This is a genomic window from Methylobacterium sp. J-078 (assembly GCF_022829285.1).
GTDB lineage: Bacteria > Pseudomonadota > Alphaproteobacteria > Rhizobiales > Beijerinckiaceae > Methylobacterium.
The window spans coordinates 1-14,230 of sequence record NZ_JAKSYI010000040.1 but is presented as its reverse complement, the minus strand read 5'-3'; the positions used below and the strand labels follow the sequence as shown (position 1 = coordinate 14,230).

11 protein-coding genes and 1 pseudogene are annotated in these 14,230 nt (G+C 73.5%); 9 read left to right on the top strand and 3 right to left on the bottom strand.

From position 1 onward, the window contains the following. Positions 1-23 precede the first annotated feature (23 nt). Positions 24-1,253: an MFS transporter gene (locus MKK58_RS04005; protein WP_243910873.1), complete on the top strand. Its 1,230-nt coding sequence runs from the start codon at positions 24-26 to the stop codon at positions 1,251-1,253. 25 nt (positions 1,254-1,278) lie between these two features. Here the strand turns inward: MKK58_RS04005 and MKK58_RS04000 are convergent, their stop codons facing one another. Continuing rightward, a complete protein-coding gene (locus MKK58_RS04000; RefSeq protein WP_243910872.1) occupies positions 1,279-2,094 on the bottom strand; it encodes an oxidoreductase in 816 nt (271 codons plus the stop codon). 238 nt (positions 2,095-2,332) lie between these two features. Here MKK58_RS04000 and MKK58_RS03995 point away from each other — a divergent pair, with 238 nt between their 5' ends. The 7 genes from MKK58_RS03995 (at position 2,333) to MKK58_RS03965 (ending at position 11,840) form a co-directional block, all read left to right on the top strand. Then, entirely contained in the window at positions 2,333-3,388 is a 1,056-nt protein-coding gene (locus MKK58_RS03995; protein WP_243910871.1) for a zinc ribbon domain-containing protein, read from the top strand. A gap of 83 nt (positions 3,389-3,471) precedes the next feature. Next, complete coding sequence (putA, locus tag MKK58_RS03990; RefSeq protein WP_243910870.1) at positions 3,472-7,167, top strand: trifunctional transcriptional regulator/proline dehydrogenase/L-glutamate gamma-semialdehyde dehydrogenase; 3,696 nt, start codon at positions 3,472-3,474, stop codon at positions 7,165-7,167. Positions 7,168-7,240: 73 nt separating this feature from the next. Continuing rightward, positions 7,241-7,612, top strand: a complete 372-nt coding sequence (locus tag MKK58_RS03985; protein ID WP_243910869.1) for a hypothetical protein — start codon at positions 7,241-7,243, stop codon at positions 7,610-7,612. Between the two features lie 122 nt (positions 7,613-7,734). Then, the gene (locus MKK58_RS03980) at positions 7,735-8,820 is read left to right on the top strand and encodes an iron ABC transporter substrate-binding protein (RefSeq protein WP_243910868.1); all 1,086 of its coding nucleotides are present in this window, start codon (positions 7,735-7,737) and stop codon (positions 8,818-8,820) included. Positions 8,821-8,855: 35 nt separating this feature from the next. Beyond that, positions 8,856-9,899 (top strand): FecCD family ABC transporter permease, encoded by a 1,044-nt coding sequence (locus MKK58_RS03975; RefSeq protein WP_409565183.1) that lies wholly within the window; start codon positions 8,856-8,858, stop codon positions 9,897-9,899. Between the two features lie 13 nt (positions 9,900-9,912). After that, positions 9,913-10,689, top strand: coding sequence for an ABC transporter ATP-binding protein (locus MKK58_RS03970; protein ID WP_243910931.1), 777 nt, complete (start codon positions 9,913-9,915; stop codon positions 10,687-10,689). A gap of 80 nt (positions 10,690-10,769) precedes the next feature. After that, a complete protein-coding gene (locus MKK58_RS03965) occupies positions 10,770-11,840 on the top strand; it encodes a hypothetical protein (RefSeq protein ID WP_243910867.1) in 1,071 nt (356 codons plus the stop codon). Positions 11,841-11,898: 58 nt separating this feature from the next. On the opposite strand, the gene MKK58_RS03960 is transcribed toward MKK58_RS03965, so the two are convergent. Beyond that, positions 11,899-13,308 (bottom strand): TAXI family TRAP transporter solute-binding subunit, encoded by a 1,410-nt coding sequence (locus tag MKK58_RS03960; protein WP_243910866.1) that lies wholly within the window; start codon positions 13,306-13,308, stop codon positions 11,899-11,901. 87 nt (positions 13,309-13,395) lie between these two features. After that, the gene (locus MKK58_RS03955; protein ID WP_243910865.1) at positions 13,396-13,578 is read right to left on the bottom strand and encodes a hypothetical protein; all 183 of its coding nucleotides are present in this window, start codon (positions 13,576-13,578) and stop codon (positions 13,396-13,398) included. 186 nt (positions 13,579-13,764) lie between these two features. Here MKK58_RS03955 and MKK58_RS27090 point away from each other — a divergent pair. Then, a pseudogene (locus MKK58_RS27090) lies at positions 13,765-14,230 on the top strand (hypothetical protein); the annotation flags it as partial.

Below are 14,230 nucleotides of genomic sequence, written 5' to 3'. Positions count from 1 at the left end.
CGGGTGCCCAGGAGACCCGAACCGTGCCAGACCCGTCCCCGGCCCGCCCGCCGCCGAGTGCCCCGACCCTGGCGGGCAACGCGGCGCTCGGCATCACCCAGATCCTCCTGTGGGGCGGCTCGTTCTTCTTGATGGCCGTGCTCGCCGAATCGATCGTGCGCTCGACCGGCTGGCCGCTGGGCGTGGTGGTGGGGGCCCTGTCCCTGGCGATCCTGGTCTCGGGCCTGCTCTCGCCCTGGGTCGGGCGGAAGATCCGGCGCCATGGCGGACGCCCGGTGCTGATGGCGGGCGCGCTGGTCATCGCCCTCGGGCAGGTTCTGATGGCGCTGGCGCCGAACTTGCCCGTCTTCCTGGGGGCCTGGGTGGTCACCGGCATCGGCATGGCCGGCGCCCTCTACGACCCGCTCTTCGCCGCCATCGGGCAGGCCTACGGGAGTTCGGCGCGCGGGGCGATGACACAGATCGCGATCGCCTCGGGCTTCGCCATCACCCTGTGCTGGCCGGCCTCGAGCCTCCTCGTCGAGACGGTCGGCTGGCGGGGCACCTGCCTCGTCTACGCTGCGCTCGCGGCCTTCGTGGTGGTTCCGCTCTTCGCCTGGGCGCTTCCCGCTCAGACCGGCACCGCGGGATCCGTGGCGAAGGTCGCGGCGCCCGAGACGGGCGCCGCGCCCCTGGTGAGTCCGGCGGGCCGGGGGCCGCTGCCGGGCGAGCGCATCCTGGCCGTCACCTTCACCAGCGCGGCGGTGATCATGACCGCGATCTCGGTGCAGCTCCTCCTCCTCCTGCAGGCCAAGGGGGTGGCGGCCGGCACGGCCGTCGCCCTGAGCACCCTGATCGGCCCCTCGCAGGTCGGCGCCCGCATCCTCGAACTCCTGTTCGGGCGGCGGGCGCATCCGGTCTGGGCTCTGCTGGTGTCGAGCGGGAGCGTCGGCCTAGGCATCCTCATCCTGGCCTTCGCCCCGAGCTTCGCCTGGGCCGGCATCGTCCTGTACGGGGCGGGCAACGGCATGCGCACCGTGGTGCGCGGCACCCTGCCGCTCGCCCTCTACGGCCAGGGGGATTACGCCGCCGTGATGGGGCGCCTCGCCCGGATGCCGCTCCTGGGCCAGGCCGCGACGCCCCTCGCCTGCGGCTACCTCGGTGCCTGGCTCGGGCTCGACGTTCTGCTGGACCTGATGCTCGCCGTCGCGGCCCTCAACGTGGTCCTGTCCCTCGTGGTCGCCCGCCGGGCGATCCAGACCTCCGGGGCCTGAGACCGGGGGAGGTCCGGCACCGCCGTCAGCCGGCGAGCCCCATCTGCTTGCGCAGGCTCTTGTCGAACAGGGCCGCCGGCGCGAAGCGGCGCAGCAGGCTCACCTGCCGGGCGACCTTGCCGGCGGTGTACCGCCGGCGCGGTGCCGTCGCGGTGGCCGCCGCCACCACGATCCGGGCCACCACCTCCGGCGCGTCGGCCGTCGCCATGACCGTGCGCAGCGTCCGCTCCGCGTCGGCGCGCGCCTGGGCGTAGAGGTCGAGCTTCGCGTCCGGCGCCACCTGGTTCTGATCGAAGGCCGTGCGGGTATAGGCCGGCTCGACGAGGACGATGCGGATGCCCTGGCCACGGACCTCGTGGTCGAGGGATTCCGAGTAGCCCTCGAGCGCGTGCTTGCTCGCCGCGTAGAGCGCCATGTAGGGCGCCGGCATCAGCCCGAGGACGGAGCTGATGTTGACGATGCGCCCGCCCCCCGCCGCGCGCATCGCCGGCAGCACGGCCCGGGTCGTCCGGATGACGCCGAACAGGTTGACGTCGAACAGGTCCTTCGCCTGTGCCACCGAGGATTCCTCCGCGCCCCCGCTGATGCCGAAGCCCGCATTGTTGACGAGGAGGTCGATCCGCCCGGTCTCGTCGCGCACGCGCTCCACCAGGGCCGCGACGGAGGCCTCGTCGGTGAGGTCGCAGGTCAGCATCGTGATCGCCACGCCCGGCAGGGACGTCGCCCGCCGGCTCGTGCCGAACACGCGGTAGCCCGCATCGCTCAGGGCTCTGGCCGTCGCCAGCCCGATGCCCGAGGAGGCTCCCGTGACGATGGCGGTCTTCTGCTGGGATTTCGACACGGGAAGGCTCCTAGTTGGCGGCCACGTCGGCCGCCGTCGTCCTTATAGATTATAAACATAATCTATAAGCGCAAGCGGACGTGCGTGTTCGGGCACACCCGCCGGGCCGCGCCGCCTCGGAGCGCCCACGTTGGGGCTACGCGAATGCGTGATTCTGCTCCACACATCGCGGCGAAGGGTTGGACGGGGATGGATGCCGCACGCCGCGGCATCGCCACGACCCGGACGAGGCCGCACGATGAGATCTGGCTCCCGATTGTCGGAACGGTGGTTCAACCTCGTTCTCTGGCTCGTGGCGATCGCCTTCGCGGTCTTCCTCATCGGCCTCGGGTCGCTCCTGGTCGGAGATCTGCCCCAGGTCGAGCAGCGCTACACCACCGAGCAGTTCCTGGAGCAGGACCAGGCGAGTGCCACGGCCGCCGCCCTCAAGCAGATCCGCCGCGAGCGCGCCGACCTGCGGCGCCTCTCCGAGCAGGGGGAGCTGGCCCTGGACGCCGCTCGCGCGGCCTCCGAGAGCGCCCGCGAGACCTTCGCCAACTGGCTCAAGACCCGCGACGCGACGCAGCGCGTCGACCAGGATCCCGGCCTTATCGAGCGCACGAAGCGCCTCGACGCCCTCAAGGCGGCCGAGCGCGCCATCGAGGAGCGGCTGGAAGCCCTGGCCAAGACCGGGCTCGACCTCTCCGAGCGGGAGACCGAGCAGGAGCGCATCGAGGCCGATCTGCGCGGGGCCGCCGAGGCCAAGCGCGACGCGGCCCTGCGCGGGCAGGAGATGCGGGTGTTCGGCTACCGCCTCGCCCTGACCCTGCCGATGCTGGCGCTCGCCGGATGGCTGCTGCGGACGCGGCGGCGCAGCCGCAACTGGCCCTTCGTCTGGGGCTTCGCCATCGCGGCGGCCTTCGCGTTCTTCGTCGAACTCGTGCCCTACATGCCGAGCTACGGCGGCTACGTGCAGTACGGAGTGGGGATCGTGATCACGCTGCTGGGAGGGCGCGCGGTGATCAACGCCCTCCAGGCCTACAACGAGCGCCAGAAGGCGGACGAGGCCCGCCCGGACGCGGAGCGCCGGACCGAGATCGCCACCGACCAGGCCCTGCTGCGCCTCGCCAAGAAGGCCTGCCCCGGCTGCGAGCGTCCCATCGATCTGGCCAACCCCGAAACGAATTTCTGCCCGCATTGCGGCATCGGCCTGTTCGCGCGCTGCCCCGTCTGCACCCACCGCAAGAGCACCTTCGAGCGCTACTGCACCGCCTGCGGGACGCCCGGGTCGTCGGGGGCCGTCACGACGGCCTGACCCGCGCATCGGCGGGATATCAACGCGGGGCCGCCGGGCCTACACTCGGGCCGGATACAGTGAGCCCCGTCATGAACCCCGCCATGCCGACAGCGCCGAGTCCCCCGCCCGCCTCCTGGGGCGACGCCGATGCGGGGTGGGCCTTCCGGGACGATCCGCCGGCGCTCTCGTCCCTGCGGGCCGCGATCGTGGCGGCCCACCGGCGCCCCGAGGCCGAATGCCTGGCGCCGCTCCTCGCGCGGGCCGCTCTGTCCCCCGAGGCGGCGGCGCGGGTCGCCGCGACGGCCCGCCACCTCGTCGGGACCCTGCGGGGCAGCGCGCGGCGCGGGGGCGTCGAGGGACTGATCCGCGAATACGACCTCTCGAGCCAGGAGGGCGTCGCCCTGATGTGCCTTGCCGAGGCGCTGCTGCGCATCCCCGACGCGGCGACCCGCGACGCGCTCATCCGCGACAAGATCGGGACCGGGAACTGGCAGGCGCATCTCGGCCACAGCCCCTCGCCCTTCGTCAACGCGGCGACCTGGGGGCTGCTCGTGACGGGCCGGCTCACCGCGACCACCAGCGAGGCCGGGCTCGCCGCCGCGCTGACGCGCCTGATCGGGCGGGGCGGCGAGCCGCTGATCCGCCGGGGCGTGGATCTCGGCATGCGCCTGATGGGCGAGCAGTTCGTCACCGGCCAGACCATCGCGGAGGCCTTGGGCCGGGCGCGCCGGATGGAGGCCAGGGGCTTCACCTACTCCTACGACATGCTCGGCGAGGCGGCGGCCACCGCCGCGGACGCGGCGCGCTACGAAGATGCCTACCGGGAGGCGATCCACGCCATCGGGGAGGCCGCGAGGGGGCGCGGAATCCAGGCGGGACCGGGCATCTCCATCAAGCTCTCGGCCCTGCACCCGCGCTACCTCCGGGCCAAGCGCGGGCGGGTGCTGGCCGAACTCCTGCCCCGGGTGAAGGCGCTGGCGCGCCTCGCCCGGCACTACGACATCGGTCTCAACATCGATGCGGAGGAGGCCGACCGCCTCGACCTCTCCCTCGACATCCTGGAGTCCCTGGCCCTCGACCGCGACCTCTCGGGATGGGACGGCCTCGGCTTCGTGGTTCAGGCCTATGGCCGGCGCTGCCCCTTCGTGATCGACTGGCTCGTCGACCTCGCCCGGCGCGCGGGGCGGCGCCTCATGGTCCGCCTCGTCAAGGGCGCCTACTGGGACACCGAGATCAAGCGCGCCCAGGTGGAGGGTCTGGCGGACTTCCCCGTCTTCACCCGCAAGGCGCACACGGACGTCTCCTACCTCGCCTGCGCCCGCCAGCTGCTGGCGGCCCGCGACGCGGTGTTCCCGCAATTCGCCACCCACAACGCCCAGACCCTGGCCGCCATCCTGGAAATGGCGGGACCGGATTTCCGCCTCGGCGACTACGAGTTCCAGTGCCTGCACGGGATGGGCGAGCCGCTCTACGAGGCGGTGGTGGGCGCCGACCGGTTGGATCGGCCCTGCCGCATCTACGCGCCGGTGGGCACCCACGAGACCCTGCTCGCCTACCTCGTGCGCCGGCTCCTCGAGAACGGCGCCAACGCCTCCTTCGTCCACCGCATCGCGGATGCGACCGTGCCGGTGGAGGCCCTGATCGCCGACCCCGTGGCCGTGGTCCGCGCCATGGCGACGCCGGGGGCGCCGCATCTGGGCATCGCCCGCCCGCCGGACCTGTTCGGGCCCGCGCGCCGCAACGCCGCCGGGCTGGACCTCTCCGACGAGGCCGTCCTCGCGGCCGTGAGCGAATCCCTCTCGGCGAGCGCGGGCCTGACCTGGACGGCGACCCCGTCCGGGCATCCGCCCGAGGCGGCCGTGGAGCCCGTCCGTAACCCGGCCGACCGGGACGACGTGGTCGGCCATGTCCGCGTCGCCGAGCCCGCCGACATCGCCGCCGCCCTCGGCGCCGTCTGCGACGGCGCTCGGACCTGGGCCGCCACGCCGGCCTCCATCCGCGCGGAGGCGCTGCGGGGCGCGGCGGACGCCTTCGAGGCGCGGATGCCGGTCCTGATCGGGCTCATCGTGCGCGAGGCCGGCCGGATTCTGCCCGACGCCGTGGCGGAGGTGCGGGAGGCCGTCGATTTCCTGCGCTACTACGCGGCCGAGGGCGAGCGCCTGGCGGGGGCGGGCACGCCGCGCCCCCTCGGGCCGGTCGTCTGCATCTCGCCCTGGAACTTCCCCCTCGCGATCTTCACCGGGCAGGTCGCCGCCGCCCTCGCGGCCGGCAACGCGGTGCTGGCCAAGCCCGCCGAGGAGACGCCGCTGATCGCCGCCGAGGCGGTCCGCCTCCTGCACGCGGCGGGCATCCCCGCCGACGCCCTGCGCCTCGTGCCCGGGGCGGGCGCGGTCGGCGCGGCGCTGGTGGCCGACGCGCGCGTGCAGGGCGTGCTCTTCACCGGCTCCACGGCGGTGGCGCGGGCCATCCACCGGACCCTGTCCGAGCGCCTGACGACGGACGGGCGACCGGTGCCGCTGGTGGCCGAGACCGGGGGCCAGAACGCCCTGGTGGCGGATTCCTCCGCACTGCCCGAGCAGGTGGTGGCCGACGTCGTCGCCTCCGCCTTCGATTCGGCCGGGCAGCGCTGCTCGGCCCTGCGCATCCTCTGCCTGCAGGAGGAGGGGGCGGACCGCATCCTCACCCTCCTGGAGGGGGCGCTGCGGGAACTCGAGATCGGCGACCCCCGGCGCCTCTCGGTGGATGTCGGCCCGGTCATCGGCGCCGAGGCGCAGCGCGGCATCCGCGCCCATGTCGAGGCCATGCGAGCGCGCGGCCACCGGGTCGTCCAGGCACCGCTGCCGCCCGAGGCCGACCGGGGCAGTTTCGTGGCCCCGACGCTGATCGCCATCGCGGACGTCGCCGACGTGGAGCGGGAGGTGTTCGGCCCGGTCCTGCACGTGCTGCGCTATCCCCGCGCGGATCTCGATCGCCTGATCGCGCGCATCAACGCCACCGGGTACGGGCTGACCTTCGGCCTGCACACCCGGATCACCGAGACGATGACGCGCGTCCTCGACCGGATCGAGGCGGGCAACCTTTACGTCAACCGCAACATCATCGGGGCGGTGGTGGGCGTGCAGCCCTTCGGCGGTACCGGCCTCTCCGGCACGGGGCCGAAGGCGGGCGGCCCCCTCGCCCTGCGTCGCCTGCTGGCCGACCCGCCGCCGGTCGAGTTCGGGGCGGCCGCCCCCGAGATCCCGGCCGCCCGGGCCTATGCGGACTGGCTGAGGGAGGCAGGTCAGGCCGATCTCGCCGCCCGGATCGCGGGCCTCTGCGCGCATGTGGGGCCCGGAACCGAGGTGGAACTGCCGGGCCCGGTGGGGGAGCGCAACCTCTACGCCCTGCGCCCGCGGGGCCTCGCCGCCGCCGTGGCGTCTTCGCCCCTCGCGCTCCGTCTCCAGGTCGGGCTGATCCTCGCCACCGGCAACCGGGCCGTCGCGATCGGTCCGCAGGCGGCCGGGCACCTGCGCGGCCTGCCGGCCGGGGCCGCCGCCGCGATCGGGTTCTCCGCCGACCTCGACGACATTCCGGACCTGCGGGCGGTGCTGCACGCCGGCGACCGGGCGGAATGCGCGGCCCTCGCCCGCCGCCTCGCCGCGCGGGCGGGACCGATCGTGGCGCTCCAGTCCCTGGAGGTCGAGGCCCTGCCGGCGGGCCGGGACTACGACCCCCTCGGGCTCCTGGCCGAGCGCTCGGTCTCCATCAACACCGCCGCCGCCGGCGGGAATGCGAGCCTGATGGCGCTGGAAGGCTGAAGCACAGGAATCCCGCACGCTGAACGTCCGGATCGAGGCCGCTTCACCTCCGGTTCAAGTGATACGGCGCAGCTTGGGCGGCCTTCGCGGGGGCGGGCGCACCGGACCGGCCGCCGCCCTCCCCGAAGGCGTGCCCCGGACCCGCACGGACCCCATGCTCGCCCCCGCGCCAGACACCTTCGCAACGCTCCTGTGGCCGGTCGCCGGGCAGGAGGCGCCGCCCCCGCTCCCCCTGCGGGCCCCCCCGACCCTCCTGCGCAGCATCATGCCCGCCCTCGACCTCGCCTACGGCCTCTCCGACCTCTCGGATATGTCGAACGGCCTGTCCGAGCACCTGGCCGACCTCATCGCCCAACTCGGGGCGGACCGCCCGCCGGTTGCCGCCGAGCCGGCGGCCGAGCCCCGGGGCGACGCGGCCCTCCTCCCGCTGGCCGACGCGGCGTGAGCGGCGGGCCGGATTTCGCGCGCATTCGGGACAAACCGCCGCCGACCTTCGGCTCGGAGATGGCTGGCCGGGGGGAAGCCGCCTAGATATCTCCGCCTGGACAGCACCTCCCGGAAGACCGCATGCGCCCGCCCACCTGCCTGCCCGCTCGCGCGCGGCCCAGCCTCGCCCGACGTTCGGTCCTCGCGGGAATCGTCCTCGTGATCGGGAGTGCCGCCGCGCCGGCCTGGGCGCGGCCCTTCACGGATGCGGCCGGGCGGGTGGTGGAGGTGCCCGACCGCCCGCTGCGCATCCTGGCCGCCGGCCCGCCGGCCTCCGTGCTGCTCTACACCCTCGCACCCGACCGGATGCTGGGCTGGATCCGCAGTCCCACCGCCGAGGAGAGGCCTTTCCTCGCCCCCGGCGTCCGGGACCTGCCCGCCACGGGGCGCCTGACCGGGCGCGGCGGGACCGCCAACGTCGAGGCGGTCCTCGCCCTGAAACCCGACCTCATCGTCGATGTCGGCAGCACCGCCCCGACCTACGCCTCCCTCGCCGACCGGGTGCAGGCCCAGACCGGTATCCCCTACGTGCTCCTCGACGGGCATTTCTCGCGCACCGCCGAGAGCTATCGGCAACTCGGTGCGCTCATCGGCGCGCAAGCCGCCGCCGCCGACCTCGCGGCCTCCGCCGAGGCCATCGTGGCCGACGTGGCGCGGGTGGTCGCCACGGTGCCGGAAGCGCGGCGCCCGCGCGTGTACTATGCCCGTGGGCCGAAGGGGCTCGAAACCGGGCTCGCCGGCTCGATCAACGTCGAGCTGCTGGAGGTCGTCGGCGCCCGCAACGTCGCGGCGGCCGCCGGTCCCGGGGGGCTCGCCACGGTCTCGCCGGAGCAGGTCCTGGCCTGGAACCCGGACGTGATCCTCACCCAGGATGCGGGCTTTCGCGCCGGGATCGCCGCCGATCCGCTCTGGTCGGGCCTCGAGGCGGTGCGCGCGGGGCGCGTCCACCAGGCCCCCGCCCTGCCCTTCGGCTGGTTCGATGCGCCCCCCGGTGCCAACCGCCTGATCGGCATCCGCTGGCTCGCGCACGTGCTCTATCCGGATCTGTTCCCGCAGGCGCTCGACGACGCGACGCGGGACTTCTACCGGCGGTTCTACCATGTGGAGCTCGACGCCCGGCAGGTCGAGACGCTGCTGTCGGGCGCGACGGGCGGCCGGACCCCGTGACGCCGGAGCGCGAGACCGTTCCGGCGTCCGAGCCCCTGCCGGGGGCCCCTCCGCACATCCGCGAGCGCCTTGCGACGCTGGTGCTTCCGGTCCTGCTCCCGATTCTGGGACTCCTCGCCCTGGTCGTGCTGGCGCTCGCCACCGGGCGCTACTCCGTACCCGTCGGCGACGTGTTCGGAATCCTCGCCGGAAAGCTCTTCGGTTTGCCGATGCGGGCCGAGCCGGCGATGCAGATCGTCGTCCTGCAGGTGCGCCTGCCCCGTGTCCTCGCCGCCCTGGTGGTGGGGGCGGGCCTCGCGGCGGCGGGGGCGACCTACCAGGGCCTGTTCCGCAATCCCCTGGTCTCGCCGGACATCCTCGGCGTCTCGGCGGGGGCCAGCCTCGGGGCGGTGCTGGGCATCTTCCTCGCCCTGCCGGTGGCGGCCATCCAGGGCCTCGCCTTCGCGGGCGGGCTCGGGGCGGTGGCGGCCGTCTACGCCGTGGGCGCGGCGGTGCGCCGGCACGATCCGGTCCTGACCCTCGTCCTGGCCGGCGTCGCCATCGGCGCGGTGCTGGGCTCGGCCATCTCGCTCCTCAAGGTGCTGGCCGACCCCTACAACCAGCTTCCCGCCATCACCTACTGGCTGCTGGGCAGCCTCGCCTCGGCCAGCCTCGGGGATGTCGCCGCCATCCTGCCGGCCATCCTCCTCGGCCTCGTGCCCCTGATGCTCCTGCGCTGGCGCATGAACCTGATGAGTCTCGGCGAGGAGGAGGCCCGGGCGCTCGGCGTCGAGACCCGCGTCCTGCGCCCGGTCCTGATCGCGGCCGCGACCCTGGTCACTGCCGCCGCCGTCTCCGTGACGGGGGTGATCGGCTGGATCGGCCTCCTGGTGCCGCACGTGGCCCGCCTGCTCGTGGGCCCGGACTTCCGGCGCCTGCTGCCGGCCTCCCTGATCCTCGGGGCGGGCTACCTCCTCGCCGTCGATCTCGTGGCCCGCACCATCGCCCCCATCGAGGTGCCGCTGGGCATCCTCACCGCGCTCATCGGCGCGCCCTTCTTCCTCTGGCTGCTGGCCAGCGGCAAGCGGGGCTGGGCCTGATGCGGGATGTCTCCTGATGCTCGAGGTTTCGGGTCTCGCCTTCGGCTACGGCCGCCGCCGCGTCGGCGCCGGCCTCGATCTCACCGTTCGGGCCGGCGAGGTGCTCTGCCTCCTCGGCCCGAACGGGGGCGGCAAGACCACCCTGTTCAAGACCCTGCTGGGCCTGCTGCCGCCGCTCGCCGGCACGATCCGCCTCGACGGCGAGGACGTCGCCCGCTGGTCCCGCCGCCGGTTGGCGGCGCGCCTCGGCTACGTGCCCCAGGCGCAGGGGGCAACCTTCCCGTTCCGGGTCTCGGACGTCGTCCTGATGGGGCGTGCGAGCCGGCTCGGCCCCTTCGCGAGTCCCGGTCCGGCGGACCGCGCGGTCGCCGCCCGGGCGCTGGCGAGCCTGGAGATCGCCCACCTGGCGGAGCGCACCTATACGGAGATCAGCGGCGGCGAGCGCCAGATGGTTCTGATCGCCCGGGCGCTGGCCGGCGAGCCCGGGCTCCTCGTCATGGACGAGCCCACCGCCAGCCTCGATTTCGGCAACCAGACCCGCGTGCTGGCCCAGGTCCGGCGCCTGTCGCGGCTGGGCATCGCGGTCATCCTCTCGACGCACGACCCGGACCACGCCTTCTTCTGCGCCGACCGGGTGGCGCTCCTGCACGAGGGCCGCCTCCTGGCGCTCGGCGATCCGGCCGCGACGATCACGCCGGAGAGTCTCGCCCGGATCTACGGCGTCGCCGTCGCGGTGGTGCCGCTGCCGGGGTTCCGCCAATCCGTCTGCGCCCCGCTCCTGCCGGACTAGCCTGCCCGTGTCCGAGGTGCCATCTGTCGCCGTCCGCGGCGGCATTCCCCGGCGATATTCCGCGCGAAACCGATGGGACGATGATCTATTCTCAGCGTAGCGACGGCCTCGGAACCCGCATCCTGTCGGCGATCTACGCGCGGATGCTGTCGGAGCAGGTCGGCGTTCCGATGGGCGTGGTCTGGACCCCCCTGGGCTGGCCCTTCCTGGTGCGCGACACGCCCCTGATGCACCCCCGGCACCTGCCCGAGATCTTCGCCAGCCTGCACCTCTTCCGCGACGCGGCGGACGGCGCGCATGGGGTGATCGTCCCCCACGAGGAGGTCGTCAGCACCGAGCTCTTCAGCCTGTACTACAACCGGGACGAGCTCTCCGGCCTGTCGCGCGGCGAGGTCGCGCAGATCGCCATGATGGGCCGGGGCGTCAACTACGACTTCCCGGGTCCGCTGTTCGACTTCATGGAGCGGGACCCGGCGCTGAAGGCGGGCGTGTCCCGCATCGCCGCCACGATCAACTGGAGTCCGGCCGTCGCCGCGGCCATCGCGGAGATCGACGGGCGCTTCCGGCTCGGCCGGTGCCTGTCGGTCCATGTCCGACGGGGCGACATCCTCGAGATGCTCTTCGCCTACGACCTCGCCGACCTCGCCAGCGACGGCATGACCCAGATCCTGCAGCGCTACACGCCCCTGCAGGCGTATTTCGAAGCGATCGACGCAGCCGGCCCCGATGCGGGCGGCATCGTCGTCTGCACCGAGGACGACGGCGTCGTCGAGCGGTTCGTCACGCGCTACGGGCCCGACCGGGTGGCCTCCTGCGCGGGGATGTCCCTCACCGAGAACCAGCGCGCCGCCGTCGACCTCATCCTGCTGTCGCGCTCGCGCCGGATCATCGCGCCCGTGCTGAGCTTCTTCTCGCAATGCGCGGCGGAGATCGGCGGCACGGTCCTGCAGAACACCGCCTGGCACCTGCGAGAGACCACGGGCGAGATCGACGCCATCCTGGCCGCCTCGACGGCCGAGCGGGTCGGTGCCGTGCGGGCGATCCTGTACCGGGCCGCTCACCGGCTCTCGGCCCAGAACGGGCTGGGCCTGGAGGGCTATTACGAAGGTCTGATGCGGGCGGCTCCGGGGACGGACCGGCACGAGCCCTGACGAGCGCCGCGTCCGATCCGGGGGCAATCCGGCTGGGCTCTCGTCCGGGGTCTCGCCGTCAGGTCGCCGCGGTGTCTTGCGTCGACGTGGTGCGGCCGGCCAGATCGCTCGATTCGGCGGCATACTGGCTGGCCGCGATGGTTCTCTTGACCGTGGAGCGAGCCGCATCGATGGCGATGGCGGCCGCCGACATGGTCCGGGCCTCGGTCGGGCGTTCGAGGGCGTGCTTGGCGATGTCTCCGGCCAGATCGTCGATCTCGCGGGCGAGCCGTTCCAGGCGCGGCGCGTCGGTGCTGTCCTGCGCCTCCTGGCGGATCGCCAGCAGACGGTCGGTGGCCTCCTCGACGCGCTCGCGGCGCAGGCGCGACAGGCGCTGGCCGACCCAGGCCACGGCCGAGCCGATGCCGCCGCCCAGGAAGGCCACGAGGTAGATCCAGGTCTCGTAGCGCTCGATGAAGCCCTGCTGCTCGCGCTCGAAGAAGTCGACGGCGCCGGGGTGGATGGGAAGCCGGGCGCTGGTGGCCTCGGCGGTGCTCTCGTATGTCGGAGCCTGCATGTAGTCGGCGGCGGGGGTAGTGTTGGCCATCCCGCTGCGCATCTCGAACAGGTGCTGGGTCACGTCCGCCGCCACCGAGCGCGAGAGGCTGGTGCGCGCCATCAGGCGGTAGGAGGCCCCCACGGTGTGGACGTCCTCGGCCGGCACCTTGGGGCTTCCGCCGAAAGTCTCGCCCGGCATCGTCACGGATTGGAGCCGGGGCATGCGCGCGATGATGGCGTCGACGTTCTCGACATCCACGAAGGCGACCTTCCGGTTCCGGCTGACCCCCTGGACGATCCCGACGATGCGCTGGGCGGTCGGCGCCGTCGGGGCGATTACCGAGACGACGGCGTCGATGCGCTTGGTGGCGAAGGCCGCCGCGAGATCGGCTTCCGCCATCTCCACGAGGACGACGTGGCGCGGCGGCACGGCACCCTCGGGCTCCCGGTCGAGGAGGGTGAGGCCGTAATGCTCGACCATCGCCCGGATCAGGGCCTGATCCGCGTCGCGATGGGCGAGGATGGCGAGGCGCTTGCGGTCGAGGCTCGGAAACCGGGTCAGCCCGGACGCCTCGGGCGAGGCGATGATCATGGCTTGGTCGCGCAGGATCGCCAGGGTCAGGCCGTTGTCGGGCAGGTCGACGTCCGGGCGCACCACCGCGAGGTCGGCCCGGCCGTCCTGGAGGGCGGCGGCGCTGTCGCGCACGTCGTCGAAGGCCAGGACCTTGAGGCGGATCTCCTTGTGGCGTTTGGCCAGGGCATCCGCGTAGGCCTGGATCAGCGCCGGCTCCGTGCCGTCGCGCGGGGCCACCGCCACCGTCAGCACCGTGGCCCGCGAGACCCAGTAGGCCGCGCCGGCCGCGGCGCCGAGGAGCACCGTCAGCAGCAGGAAGACGAGTTCCGGGCGCAGGAGGAGCTTCGCGAACCGCATCGGTCAGGGGCTCCTCGGGGTTTCGTGCCCATCGAAGGCCGGCCGGTCGCGGGGACCGGCCGGTTCTCTCGGGTCGGGTCGCTCGGATCAGGCGCGGCGGGCGGCGTAGCCGTCGGCCAGGGTGTGGAGCTTGTGGGCGCCGAAGCGGCCACCCAGGAAACCCGCCAGCGCGCCCAGGATCAGCGCGAGCGCGCCGTAGAAGGCGCCCTGCGTTGCGGCGGACTTGGCCGCCACCGCACCTGCCTCGGCCCTCTGCTTGGCGGTCGCCACGGTCTAGTCGTACTGCCTGCGGGAGCTAGCGGGTTTGCTGGGCAGCCGCTCGGGCGCCACCAACCACACGACCCGGGCCGACAGCTACGCCGCCCGCCGCGCCTGATCCGCGAATCCCGGCCGCTCCCCGCGACACGCCGGGTCTCGCAGCCCCGCCTTCCCCCTCGAACACAGGAGATCCGATACATGGACGGAGATCAGTCCCGCGCCGCGTCCCGCCACGTCAAAGGCCGTGCACAGACCGCCATCGGCGGGATCACCGGCGACCCGGCCCAGAAGGCTCAGGCCGAGACCCGCGCGGCCGACGCGCTGGCCAAGGCCCAGGGCATCCCGGTCGACCAGGCAAAGGCGCAGATCCAGGACTACCGCAAGCAGTACGACGAGACCGTGGCGGCGGCCAAGCAGAAGGCCGAGGCCACGAACCGGACGCCTGCACTCAGCGACAGGGTCGAGGCGCCCGGCGGGCTGATCGGCGGCGCGGTCTCGGGGGTGACCAGCACGCTCGGCGGAGCGGGCTCCCTCGTGGGGGGCACCGTGCACACGGCGGCCCAGGCCGCGGCGCCCTCGGTGTCCAAGATCAGCAATCCGCTCGACTGCATCGATCAGTCGGTGCGCGACCAGGCCGCGCGCCAGTACCCTCGTGCGGCCAAGG